At 25.9% G+C, this 13,479-nt stretch carries 13 protein-coding genes; 10 read left to right on the top strand and 3 right to left on the bottom strand.

Features of this window, described 5'->3' with window-relative positions; all coding sequences use genetic code 11:
- Positions 1–972 precede the first annotated feature (972 nt).
- From AS160_RS06755 to AS160_RS06740, 4 genes are all read left to right on the top strand, one after another.
- Entirely contained in the window at positions 973–1,566 is a 594-nt protein-coding gene (locus tag AS160_RS06755; protein WP_165146775.1) for a type II toxin-antitoxin system PemK/MazF family toxin, read from the top strand.
- A 1,748-nt stretch (positions 1,567–3,314) separates the two neighbouring features.
- Positions 3,315–3,893, top strand: a complete 579-nt coding sequence (locus AS160_RS06750) for a hypothetical protein (RefSeq protein ID WP_165146773.1) — start codon at positions 3,315–3,317, stop codon at positions 3,891–3,893.
- A 453-nt stretch (positions 3,894–4,346) separates the two neighbouring features.
- Complete coding sequence (locus AS160_RS06745; RefSeq protein ID WP_165146771.1) at positions 4,347–5,375, top strand: hypothetical protein; 1,029 nt, start codon at positions 4,347–4,349, stop codon at positions 5,373–5,375.
- Between the two features lie 32 nt (positions 5,376–5,407).
- Positions 5,408–6,016, top strand: coding sequence for a hypothetical protein (locus AS160_RS06740; RefSeq protein WP_165146769.1), 609 nt, complete (start codon positions 5,408–5,410; stop codon positions 6,014–6,016).
- Positions 6,017–6,329: 313 nt separating this feature from the next.
- On the opposite strand, the gene AS160_RS06735 is transcribed toward AS160_RS06740, so the two are convergent.
- The 3 genes from AS160_RS06735 to AS160_RS06725 all read right to left on the bottom strand — a co-directional run bounded on the left by AS160_RS06735 (position 6,330) and on the right by AS160_RS06725 (position 7,298).
- Entirely contained in the window at positions 6,330–6,773 is a 444-nt protein-coding gene (locus AS160_RS06735) for an RNA polymerase subunit sigma-70 (protein WP_165146767.1), read from the bottom strand.
- A gap of 1 nt (position 6,774) precedes the next feature.
- Entirely contained in the window at positions 6,775–6,978 is a 204-nt protein-coding gene (locus tag AS160_RS06730) for a transcriptional coactivator p15/PC4 family protein (protein WP_165146765.1), read from the bottom strand.
- A 110-nt stretch (positions 6,979–7,088) separates the two neighbouring features.
- Entirely contained in the window at positions 7,089–7,298 is a 210-nt protein-coding gene (locus AS160_RS06725; protein WP_165146762.1) for a hypothetical protein, read from the bottom strand.
- Positions 7,299–8,181: 883 nt separating this feature from the next.
- Between AS160_RS06725 and AS160_RS06715 the strand changes: the two genes are divergently transcribed.
- The 6 genes from AS160_RS06715 to AS160_RS06690 all read left to right on the top strand — a co-directional run.
- Positions 8,182–8,931, top strand: coding sequence for a tyrosine-type recombinase/integrase (locus tag AS160_RS06715; RefSeq protein WP_165146756.1), 750 nt, complete (start codon positions 8,182–8,184; stop codon positions 8,929–8,931).
- A 13-nt stretch (positions 8,932–8,944) separates the two neighbouring features.
- The gene (locus AS160_RS06710) at positions 8,945–9,136 is read left to right on the top strand and encodes a helix-turn-helix domain-containing protein (protein WP_165146753.1); all 192 of its coding nucleotides are present in this window, start codon (positions 8,945–8,947) and stop codon (positions 9,134–9,136) included.
- Between the two features lie 180 nt (positions 9,137–9,316).
- Positions 9,317–9,535 carry a hypothetical protein gene (locus tag AS160_RS06705; RefSeq protein ID WP_165146750.1) on the top strand — a complete coding sequence of 73 codons (219 nt, stop codon included), beginning with the start codon at positions 9,317–9,319 and terminating at the stop codon, positions 9,533–9,535.
- An 18-nt stretch (positions 9,536–9,553) separates the two neighbouring features.
- Positions 9,554–9,850 (top strand): hypothetical protein, encoded by a 297-nt coding sequence (locus tag AS160_RS06700; protein ID WP_165146747.1) that lies wholly within the window; start codon positions 9,554–9,556, stop codon positions 9,848–9,850.
- Between the two features lie 107 nt (positions 9,851–9,957).
- Positions 9,958–11,961 carry a DnaB-like helicase C-terminal domain-containing protein gene (locus AS160_RS06695; protein WP_165146744.1) on the top strand — a complete coding sequence of 668 codons (2,004 nt, stop codon included), beginning with the start codon at positions 9,958–9,960 and terminating at the stop codon, positions 11,959–11,961.
- 12 nt (positions 11,962–11,973) lie between these two features.
- A partial coding sequence (locus AS160_RS06690; RefSeq protein WP_165146741.1) for a hypothetical protein occupies positions 11,974–13,479 on the top strand: 1,506 nt, incomplete at its 3' end.

The following is a 13,479-nucleotide window of genomic DNA, read 5'->3' as shown; positions in this document are numbered from 1 at the left end:
AGTATATTCTTACTATATGTAAGTATAAAATTTCCAAAAATTTCAAAATTCCAACAATTCAATTTTATCTTATAATTTCTATAATTCTTTATTTATAATAGTTACAGAAAACAGATACTTTTAATGTAAATCTTGAATTTAGTTAAAATTTAAACATCAAACATGCATGGTTGAGCGTTTTCTCACTAAACCGGGCAAAAACAAATGAAATAGCTTTATTTTATATTTTATGAAATCCTTTATTAATAAGGGTTATAAAAAAACCGCCTTCTAAAACCCGCATGGTTGAGCGTTTTCTCACTAAACCGGGCAGTTTTCTCACTAAACCGGGCAGGGTGTTTCTAGAAGTACTATTATTAGCTGTTTTAAATAGCCTATTTTTTCCTAAATAATAGTATATAAAATATTAGGTATTTTATATAGGGCTGGATTTTTAAAAATCATCCAGCCCATTTTTAGATCTTAAAAAAAGAGAAAATATAGTGCCGTACAGATTGCCCTTTTTAAAAGCTCTAAGTTATACAGGAAAGTCAAGAAAAAGCAAGATAATAGAGCATTACTCTTTTTAAGAAAGAACTATTAAATGCGTTTACTTTTATTTCTTAAATGTTGTTTTAGTCGCTATATTTAATTAATAGAATGATTTATTAGCTTTTATAAGTATTACAGCTATTTTTTTAAACTCTCTAATAGCTCAAATTTCTAAACTTTTCTAAAATTTTTTAGTGTTACAAAACCATGAAGACACAAACGACATTATGTCGCTTGTAACTTCATAAATTCTTAACAATAAAGGATTTGCTTTATATCGAGTTTTACTGTAACAGGTGATAGTGTAACAGATAGTAACGTTTGTAACAGTAAAAATAATACAAGATCTCATACTAAAAATTTAGTAAGCGTCCTTTCAGTCTATTGCTTGTGTAACAAATGTGAGATATAATAAAATAAAAAAAGGAAAGGAGCTTAAATATGGCCAATAATAAATTGACAGTAAATGATGTTAAAGTATATATTAATAATTTTATAGCAGAGGTTGTAAGAAATTTAAATGTAGATAATATGAAAAAAATTTATAATGCATTTAAAGGATTTAAAATATATTTGGATAAAAAACTTTATGAAGATAAATTTAAATATAATAATCTACCAAGATTTAAAAGAGGAGATATTATTTATGTAGATTTAGGTGAAACTCTAGGATCAGAGCTTTATAAAGTGCGTCCGGCTATCGTTATAGAAAATGATAATAAAAAAACTGATAGAACAATAGTTATAATACCAATAAAAACTTCAAATAATAATGGAAAAAAAGAAAACATAGATGGATTAATTGATGTAGGAAGCAATCAAAGATTAAATGATAAAAGTTATGTTGACTTAAAGCAAATTAAGACGATAAGTAAAATGAGAATAAAAAATCTTCAGGAAATAAAATATTTGAAAGAAAAAGGCTATAAAGGATTTATTTTAGGAAGGTTAAGCAATGAGCATTTAGATAAAATAGATGATGAAATGATAAAGCTCTTTACTAAAAAAAATGTAGTAGAAAAGGAAGATGTATGATTTTAAAAGAAAATGAGTAAATTGAAGAAAAACAGCGAAAAAACACGAAATTTATTGATAATATCCAATAATCACCAATAATAAAAATTAAAATTAAGCCGTCTTTATGTTATAGTGTTAACGTAAGAATTTTTAACTGTGCCCTTAGCGGCCCTAACTGAATGGAAATTGCCTTTGCGGCCCAAAGCGTTTGGAATACCCTTCCAGACGCTTTTTTTTATATTATGAATATGGGATGTCTTTTTTTAGCCAACCTTCCCCAAAATTGGTGAGCGTTATTATATAAAGCGAAACCGGCATCAGTAAAAAGTGAAATAATTCGTATGATATCGAGGCTGGCTTCGCTTTATATAAATTATCGATAAAATAGAAATAGTTCAGGTTACAAGAAGTTTAACAATCTAAACGACATCGTGTCGTTTAGGTCAGAAACAAATTCGTAATAAGAAATAATCCATTTATAAAGAAGATAAGAGGGGCGCGTTTTACGATATCTTTAGTGGAAAATATCAATAAGATGACTTCAAAAATTGAAGTGAAAAATGACATGCTAATAATTGTCATAGCAACTGGCACGGCAATTAACACAGCAAAACCTGCTCAGAGATGAACAAGTAAATGAACTGGTAAGCGAACAGGTTTAAATTCTGAACCAGAGATAAATAATATATATTAATAATCAAACGGCGCTCGGCACCAAAGGATTTAAATATAGGAAACTTCAATTCTGAGACTCACATAAAAAGACTTGTTTTGTATAAAGAAGTAGGAGGGGGATAAATTAATTTTTATTTTTTAATTAAAAAAATTTATGATATAATAAATAATGGATATTATAAAATAACTAATTTCTAGAGCCTCTAAAAGAGGCTTATTTTTTTTATCTTTCATGATATCACCTCCTTCGTTCAAAGGATCCATTTAAAATAAACATTATAAATTCACCTCCTTTAATAATGGATTTTCCCCCCTCCTACATAAAGAAATAACGCCCATATAGGCGATACTTCTTTTTTTTTATTCACTTGATAATTGCAATAAATTTGTTAATACAGGTAGCGTTATTTAGAAGATATATTCGAAGCTCTAATATATTATTCTATAAAAATGTAGTAAATCCTAAAATAAAATACATTTTAGTATAAGTTTGATTTTGCTAAATTATTAGATCTTATAAAATTAGAATTTTATATACTCTTTTAAAGTATTCTGTAATATGCACCAATAGTGAATTATTCGCCAACTTTGTAATATAATCTTAAAACGATATAGCCTCTCTAAGACCATTAAAAAAATCTTGTGATTAAATAGTTAAGTGTCTGAATAAAAGACTCTCAAATCGCCTAATTTTAGAGGCTAAAAAATGCACTATTAGCTGATTATAGAGTTTGAATATGAAATGAAAAAATTAGCTATTTTCTCAGCCTTTCTCAGTATTTTAGTATCTATTATCGAATTCCAGTAATATATGGTATAGTATTATTGAAAGTATGTATTACACTTTATATTACAACCTGTATTACTTATTGTATTACTTATTGTATTACATTTTGTATTACATATAGTAGATAGTTACAACATACGCACACTTAAAAAAAAGGATAATACTTACTTTTATCGAATAAAAAAAATGTAAGTGATTACACTTTAGAAATATATTTCGTAATGTATTACATCCTGTATTACACTGTATATTACACTTTGTATTGCATCTTATATTACATTGTATATTACATGGAGGGGAGAATATGGGTTTAAAAGAGGTTGAAGTGTTAAAAGATAAAATTAGAGAATTACTGCTTTCTGGATATTCCATGAATAAGGCTGAAAAAGAATTAGGGCTAACAAGAAACGATATTCAAAGATATTATGAGAGAGTATCTGGAGAAAATCCTAGAGAATTAATCGCGGAAGCTAAGACTAAAAAGATAGAGAATAAAACGAAAGATATGTCTCTTTCCAGTACGTTACACTTTGTAAAAGGAAATACTGATAATAAAAGGAGTGAGAGTGATTTATTAAAGAAAATCAATCATTTAGAAAAAATAATAAAGAGCTTAGATGAAAGATTAGCAAAACTCGAAAATAGCAAGACTATAGAAAATACAGAAAAATCAGAGCTTAATTTTGAAGATTTAGAGAAGATATACAGGAAAGGTGAAAAGAAAGTATATTCCTTTAGAATGTTATTAGATCTAAAAGAGAAACTTCAAGAAGAGGCTAAAAGAAATAATATTTCCACTAATGAATTAATCAATTTAATCCTTTTGGATTATTTCAGAAAAAATTTTTCTGAGGGTAGGAATAAGAATAAGAAAATGTTATAAAATTGATTTTATCTGAGAACAAGTGAAAAAGGTAGTGTAAGTTTTGACTATTTTAACTTAATCTGGGGAATACTAGTGAAAAAATAGAACAGAAATAAATTTAAAAATTAATAATTTTATTATAGTGTAATATTTTGGTCATACCCAAGAATGGTGGGTAGATTAAGTTTAATTAAAAAAAAGTTAAGAGATGTAATTTTTTTAACAATTTTAACGCTTCATCTTCTTTTTCTTGTGGTATAATTTAATTAATAGAAAATTAACTACTATTTTACACTCATTTTTTTGATAAAATAGTTAAGCAAATTGCAGAATATATAAAATTAGGTTAGAATATAAACCGGAATAAAAACAGGATTTAAAATATGTATTGAAGTAATGTTTCAACATTATATAAAAGAAAAATTATTAATTATGTAATGAACTGGACTTAAAATGATGGGAGGATGGAGAATGAAAAAGGAGATAGTATATGTTTTAATTGTTTTTATTAGTATATTTTTTATATCATGTACTAATGTAGAAAAATTAGGAAAAAATGTTGAAAATAGTAATGATTTAGAAAGTTATCTATATGAGAATAATGTTATTAAAACATCCGAGTATTATACTAAAGATGGTTTTTTGGTATTCAAAAATTATTTTGAAGATGGAAATTTAGTAAAACAAGAGATATTTGATAAAGAAGGTAATATAGAGTATACATTTGAAATAAAAAATGACAAGATTTCTTCTATAAAAAATTCAAAGGGTCAAAAAATACCTGCTAATAAAATATATTATTATAATAATATTAGTCATACAAAAGAATTATTTTTGCCGAATAAAATATTTACTTTTGAAGATTATCTTAATAATATAAAAGATAAAGGCTTTTATAAATCATTGTATGATGAATTAGATCCAGGTCAATATACTTTTGGATATAAAATAGAGACAGTAGAAGCTGGACCAACTATAGGTCAGATTTCTAGTACGGTTTTTTTATCTGCAGTAGAATATCTTATTCCAATTGCAACAAATAAACTAATATCAACACTCGTTAATAAATTAAAACCAATAAAAGATTTAATACAGTATGGAAGTGATTTTTATTCATATATAAAAAGCAATTTTCAAATAGAAAAAGAGGAAAAATTTCAAGAATGGAGAAGAGAACAGAAAAAAATTTGGGTTCAACATTATATTTCTGATGAAAATGGAAAATGGGTAAAAAGCTGGGATAAAGTCTTTGCAATTGCCGAAATGCATTTTGCTAATGTAATATTAAAGATGAATGGGAGAACATATTATAAATATTATAATTATGGAGTCTACGAAACTAGAAGTGAACCTGCTTTTGTAAGAGAAATAAAAAGAAATGTTGAAGAAGTTGAATCACCAAATTATGGAAGTAACAATACGTTACTTTCAATTGCAAAAGAAAATTATTTTACATATTTAAATAGCGGGAAATACAATATATGGTACGAAACTCAATAATTTAATAATCTATATTAGAAAGGACTAATACAATGTTTAATTATTGGAATCAGTGGAAGAGTGCTGATTTTAGATTTAAATTAATGATGTTTGTAATTTTAATAATAATTTTGTATTTCCCGTTAAAATTAGTATATAACTTATACTTTAATCCTTTATATGTAATTAAAAAATATTATAATACAATGGAAGTAGCAACAAGACAATATGAAACTTACCTTAAATATACTATTGATTATGAAAAAGAAAGATTAAATGAACTTTTAAATGAAATGATTGAAGAAAGAGAAAAAATAGTATTAAATCCAGAAAAAGCTAAAAGTTTAATGAAAAAATATTATATTGATTTAGAAAAAGAGGAAGTAATGAATTATATTAAAATTGCACTTTCTTCAGATTCAGATCATTACTATAAAAACATAAAAATAACACAATATGGATATGAAGTATATATAGTAAATCCAGAAATAACCCGAATTACTCTGGATTCTAATGATAAAATTATAGAAAGAACAATTGTTACAGACGGATTAAAAAAAATAAAATATCCAGAAAATGCTGAAATAACCTTTTATATAGTAAGAACATGGAAAGGATTAAAAATCGATTGGATTAAATCTGTTTATAATGTCAATAAATAGTATTTTAGCTTTAAAGAGAAAATAAAATTTTTTTGTAAGTAGAAAAAATATAACCCTCTTCTTGGTATGGTAAAATAAATCCAAGAAGAGGGTTTTTAATTTTATTAATAAAAGTCATTTAAATTTTTAATTAATCATATTCTTTAATGGATTGATATCAATTAAAGAATCGAATCCGAGTAAAAAAGTAATAATATCTTCAACAAACATATCCCTAAATTTAGATAAATTCGTAAAAATGTGAGCGCGTTTTGGAAATCTCTTAGGTCTTTAAATTCGAACTTTATAAAATAAAATGTGGGGGAGGGATTTATTAAATTGCGTTATTATTATACTTCAAAATCTTTCTTATTGCACTATCTATAAGCCTTCTAACATCTGATTTTTTATACTTCTTATTAAACTTGTCATAATATTCAAAATCATGAATTATATAAAACCAAAACAAACATTCTCTTTCAAGATCTGATAAATTAATCTTTTCACTGTATAACCAGAATTCTACCAATTCAGAAATAGCAAATGCTTTAATTAAAGTTTCTGGATATCCTTCTTTTCTTAAAGTATTAAAATCACGAACACGATTAATTTTTCTTTTTATCTTTTCATATCTAGGTGAATAATAAGGGTATTCAAAATGGATCTTTCCAGATTTAAAGTATAAATGAACCACTTGAGAGAAAATATCTTGAATAGCCCTGCGGTACTTTTGAAGATAACAAATTATATCTTTTTTAGTGACGGGCTTTTTTATCATTTTATACACCAGCTTTTAATTCATCTAATGCACCATTTAAAACATCTTCAGCAATACTTAGAGGTAATGCAACACCTTTTTTGGAAGGTTTCCATTCACCGTCAATATCTTGATAAAAAATTCTGATGTTTAATATATTCTTTCCTTTATACTCACTGATAAAAACTCTGATTTTTTCTCTGGCATTTTTATCAAACTCTTTCATAATTCACCTCCTTAAAGCTAAAATTAGGCGATTTAAAGGCACGTGTGGGAGGTTTATGTGTAATTACTATCAAACAAAAAAAGACGGGCTTAAAACTTAAAATTTTAGGGCTAATTTATTTTTATCAGCTTATCTTTTAATTTTTCCATGAAGGGCTTGAATTCTTTCTCTGTTAATTTAAATTGATAATATTCTATTTTTCCATTTGCCATATATACTGCCATTTGTTTAAACTTTTGTAATTTGTTAGCTAGATTAATTGGTACTTTTACGATATAGAAATTATCATTTCCTTTTCTTTCAATCCAGAATTCAATCATAGAATCACCTCTTTAGATATCCCCTTTCCATTAAAAGCTTAACTATAGCCTCTCTGATAATCTCTGATACATTACGACCTTCTTTTTTGCTTAATTCAACTAAGAGCTTTTTAATATCGTCGGAAACATTTATGTTTATGCGATATATAATAACCACCTCCTATATATATTATACTACTATATTATGTATATATACAAAAATGTTACACAACATATAGTATTTTTGTTGAAAAAGATCTGGAATAATAAATACTGAAGATGACCTAACTATAATTCAGTACATCATCCTAAGTTATCTTGAATTTTGTGTGTTAATATATATGTGGTTAATTTATATATGAAAGGAGGGGAGAATATGGATAAAACTTAGTTAACTATTCTTCTTATAGCGCTTTTGATATAGTATACATTCCAACCATTGTTAAATTTTATATCCTATAAATTCCCAGTTTTAGCTTATTGTAATGTTGCTGACGACACACTATCAGTCAATATATTAAATAAACTAATATCTGGGCTAGAGGGATTGTAGGATATATTGTCAAAAAAATCATCGAACCAAAAAATCAAAAAAAAGAAGCGCTATAAGATCAGAGGTCGTCGTTAAGGCGACCTTTTTTGTTATTTATGTACATTAAACACTCATTATTCCTATGCTGTATGGTAGTTATATACATGGTGCGTATTATATTACATAATATGTACCAATATATTAAACTAAGCATAAAAAGTCAATTTCCAGCGATATAAATAATTCATTTTTTAGCTTTTTTCTTAGATCTTAATTTTGTTACATTTAATACTTGATTTTGTATGTTAGTTTGTATTATAATATGATTAGATATGAAATGTATTGAAAAGAATAACAAAGGAGGGAAACTTTATGAAGTTTGAAACGGATAAAATCATGGATGAATATTTTAATTATTTAAGACATTATCGAGGTGTAAATGAAAAAACTATTGCTAGGTATAGAGCCACCATAAGAGATGTATTAAGCTATGGTGTTACTAAAAAAGGTACAGATAAATTTTTAAAATCATTAAAGAAGTATAAAGAAAGCTCAATCCAAACTAAAATTGTAATAGCTAAATCATTTATAAAATATCTTTATGACCGTGGATATATAAAAGAAAATTATCTAGCTAATGCAAAGGCTCCAAGATTCCAGAGATTACCTAAATATTTAACTGATGATGAATTTAAAAAGGTTATTGAAGGTATGAATGAATATTATAAGGCTTTAGCTATCTTTTTAAGAAATACTGGACTGAGGATTTCTGAATATTATAATTTAACCAAGAAAGATATTAGAGTAAATGGCGAACATGTAGAACTAAGAATAAAAGGTAAAGGTAATAAAGAAAGAGTGCTATTAATAGAAAAGAAGTTATTAGATCTAGCTAATGAATATGGACTATTTGAAAACAAGAGATCCATACGGGCTATACAAAAATATTTTAATAAGCATGGAATACATCCTCACCTTTTAAGACATTCATTTGCTGTAGAATTTTTAAATCGTGGTGGAGCTATTAATCAGTTACAGGCTATATTAGGACATTCAAATATTGCTATAACTGATATATATACTAAAGTTACTTCAAACAATGTAGTAATAAAAACATTTTAAAGGAGGCTAAAATATGGGAATAGATGATGAATTACTTACAAGAAATGAGGTTATGGAATTATTTAAAATTTCAGCTCCAACTATTTATCGCTGGGGGAAAAAAGGAATATTAAAGCCCATTAAGATAGGAAAGAAAGTCTTTTATAAGAAATCAGACATAGAAAAATTATTAAATGAAAGTTATAAGATACCAGAAGATAATTAGACTTTCTAGACACTAAAAAGAAGATAAATGGATTTTCCGGACACTAAAAAAAAAGAGAAAATATAAGACGATTTAAGGCTATTAAAAATTTCCTGATTTAATATTAGAATGAATTTAAAACGTCTCAGAGGCTCAAATTTTAGCGAATATGATTAAATTTTTAGTGGGGGGTGGGTTCATATGGTATTTGAAATCATTTTTCGAGTGGAACAAAATAAGGAGCATTTAAAAGAGGAGGAAATCTATTTCGAGGGGAGGTTAAAAGATGCTAGGAGTATAAGACTAGAAAAGGTGAGAAAAGTATTATACTTACAGCTTTTCAATGACGGTGTTATCTCTTTTAAACCAAGTAGAGAAATTGATGAGGTGTTTTTGGAAAAAGTTTTATTTGAAGACTAATTATAAGGAGGGTATTGTATGGATTTAGTTAAAGAACAACAAGAACGAATTTATAGTTTGGAAAATGAGCTAGAAAGTCAGTTAATTGAAATGGAGGCTTTAAAAGATTTATTATCTGATTTGTTTGGAAGAGTGGATCCTACACCATTGAGTACAGAAGAGAATAAAATGTTTGCATTGTTTAACGCATTACAAAAGCTCAAATATACTTATAACCTTTTATTTGTAATGTTGGAAAATATGGAAACCAATATTAAAAGAGGAGAAGAGGTATTAAGAAAAGGGACACCTCTAAAAAAAGAAGTATCCCTTTAAAGAAAAAATACATAAAAATAGCATGTTAATTATATCATATATTCCCAGTTTCCCAAAAGGGAGCTGGGATATTAAAAAGAAAATCTAAAACTTTAGGAGGCGATTAAATGACTAATAAAGAAATACTTAAAAAACTGAAGATTAAATTATATGAATTAAATTTAGATCCAACACCTAAAAAAACTAAGCTAGGTATTAAAGCAAAGTGTCCTTTTCATGATGACCATACACCTAGTTTTAATATATTTGAAAATGAAAATGGGTATTTAATTTATAATTGTTTTGCTTGTGGAGAAAAAGGTTCATTAAAAGACTTGCTTAAAAAATTAAATATAAATCCTAAGGAATATGGTTTAAATGAAAAAAGAAAATTCCCTAAACCTTTCTATGAATTCATGAGGAAAAGATTAAAAGCATCTGATAAAGAAATAGAGTATTTAGCTTTCAATTTTGGTATAGAAGGAGATAATGAAAAGTTAAAAATTCCTTATAGAGATGAAGAAGGTAATTTTCTAGGTGGTTATTTTACCAGATCTTATAACAAAAAGGAAATGAGATTTGCTAAAGGATTAGAAAGACCTTTATTTTTTGCTGATGACATTAAGAGATTTGAAGATATAAGAGATATAAGCGTATTTGGGGTATTTATAACAGAAGGTCATATGGACGCCTTATCCCTTTTAAAATACAACTTACCAGCTGTAGCTACTGGAGGAAGCGGAAATATCGAGAAGTATTTAGCCACATTAGAAAAATTAGGAGTCACTAACCTTTATTTAGCTTTTGATAATGATAAAGCAGGAAGGGAACATACACTAAATTACATAAAAAAAGCATATACTAAATTCTATTTCAATGTTAAAGTGATTGAAATTCCAGAAGATTATAAAGATATAAATGAATGGTTAATGAAATCGGATAACTTTTATAATGAGTTTTTGGAAGCAAAAGCTAGTGCTGATACCCCAGAAGGAAATGGATTTTTTAATTATGTTGATTTAAGTTATGGTGAAATGCTAAAAAATAATAATTTTAAAAATAAATATGAGATCTTGAATAAGGTTATAGCCTTCTATGGAAAAATACTCCCTCAAAATTATGCTTTTATTGATGATGAGGTTATAAATAAGATTTTAAGCTATCTTTCTGTTGATAAAACAGACTGGATAGAAAGATTTGAAAAGGTAGAAATAATAAAAAAAGAGCAACAAAAGAAGGATTATTTGATAAATCTCACTAATGATTTAATTAAATCCATAAATGATGGTGATGATATTAAAGTTATATTAGATGAGTATTATAGAAATGCTAGTGAAGTATATTTAGTAGAAAATAATGATGGATCCGTATATGACATGATAGATGATATTATCAAGGATATCGAAAACGACAAACAACCTTATACTAGCGAATTTTTAAAAAAAGATAATAATTATTTATATATCTATCCCAGTGATTTAAATATTATAGCTGGAGAAAGAGGAAATGGAAAAACTACATTCGCATTGAATTTGCTTTTGGAAATGCTTGAAAAAGGTTATAAATGCTTATATGTAACATATGAAATACCTATAAGATTTTTAATTCGACAATTAGTAGGAATAAAAGAAAATATTCCTTTTGAAAATACTAAAGATAATATGGATAAGATTAGAGAATTTGCATTAACATATGGAAAGAATTTTCATTTAAAAGAAGGGATTCCAATAGAAGATATATTATTTTTAGGTAGGTATCATAAGTACGATTTTATATTCGTGGATTATGATGAAAAGGTGAAAACTACTAAAAATTTCTATGGCAACTATGAAAGAGAATTAGCTTATATATCTGGATCATTAAAAGATTTAGCTAGAGAAACTGAAAGCGTAGTATTCTTATTAAGCCAAGTTACTGTAAAAAAAGAAAAGAGTAAAAATGGAGATCTTGAATATGCTACAAGATACAGTAAAAACAAAGAACAGGACGCCTCATTATTCTTAGTGGTTAAAAAGACTGAAAATATGGAAATTAGAGTCGCTAAAAATAGATATGGATTTATTCCTAAGGAGCCTATTAAATTAAATATAAATTGGGAAAGTAAGAAAATTACACCAACTATCTATATATAGGGGGATGAAATAATGGATAATTTAGAATCTGAAAACTCAGTCACTATAAACTTTATTGAAACAAAAAAAGGAAAAGAAAAAAGGCTTAATAACTTAATAAGAGATAAAAAATTAACCTTAGCAAAATTAAAAAAAATAATAAAAGATAAGAAAGCTATAAGTATTATTGATACTGAAGTAGAGGTATTTTCTGAAAAATCAGAAGTTATCATAATAAACAGCAAATATATATTAGAAAACTTCAAAAAATATTTTAAAGGTGTTTTAGAACCTATAGAACCGGAAGTGAAAAAATATTTATTAGAAAATCCTTTCTTTGATTTAAAATCATTATTTGATATGTTTTTTGATATTAAAATAAACTTTAATATTTTAAATTTCGATACTAAAAAATTTGATGTCATTTTCACCCCGCCAGAAATAGAAGAAAGCTATGATATAAAGGTTTTTTATGATGATGCTTTAAACATAATTATGAAAAATAAAAATGATTTCTTTGATGATTATAATTATGATAATTCATTTATTAGAAATGCTTTAATTTGGTCTATTTTAAGAACTTCAGATATTAAACTTGAAGATCTAACATTATCAAAATCTCAAATCGATAGTTACCTAAAAGATGAAAAGCATTTTTATACTTTGGAAAAAAATAACACTATTACTAATCCAAAATTCTTTGTTTTCTTTAATGCTTTATACTACAAGCCATTAAGATACAAAATTCAGCATGATACAGTTAAAATAATTTCCAAAAATAGAAATTTTAAAAGTAATGATCCCGTTGATATTATAGAAAATATGAGCAAAACTAAAACTACTTATTATCTATCTGAGAAAGAAAAGAAACCTTTAAATATTTATCATAATATTGCTTTATTTGATTTATTATTAAGAATGCTTAGAACAAAACAAATAAAAAAATATTTTGTTGTTGTAAAGGGAAATGAAAAAATTTCTAAGGAAGATACAAAAAATATCGCTATTATTGATAATAATTTAATAAAAACCTTTCTAAATGTTGATGATAAAATAGCCTCACGCATTAAAAAGTCTATCTATGATTTAAGCGATTTAGTGCTAGTAATAGAAAATGAAAACTATCGTTATGGGGTATATCCTATTAGAAAAACGGCATTTATTGAAGATAAGGAAAACAATAAAAGAATAGATGTTTTTGAAATAGACAAGTTATTATATGCAAACAGTAAGAATTATTTAACTTTAAAAATTAATCCTTTCTTAAGAATAAAAGAATTAGATGCTTCAAGTAGAGAAAAGGAATTTATTCAAAATGTATATTTATATATCTTAAATCACAGTAATTTAAAAAATAAGCGATGCTATATTAATGCAAAAAGTTATTCTGAGGATTTTGATAATAATTACGCTCAAAGAAGAGAATGGAATGTTTTAAAAAATAATATTAATAATGCTTTAAACTATTTAAGAAATGAAGCAAAACTAATAGAAGATTATAAAGAAAATGGTGATTCATTTATAGTATATTTAGAGAAA

The sequence above is a fragment of the Marinitoga sp. 38H-ov genome, from assembly GCF_011057715.1.
In the GTDB taxonomy this organism is placed as follows: domain Bacteria; phylum Thermotogota; class Thermotogae; order Petrotogales; family Petrotogaceae; genus Marinitoga.
This window is presented reverse-complemented; position numbering and strand designations above follow the sequence as displayed.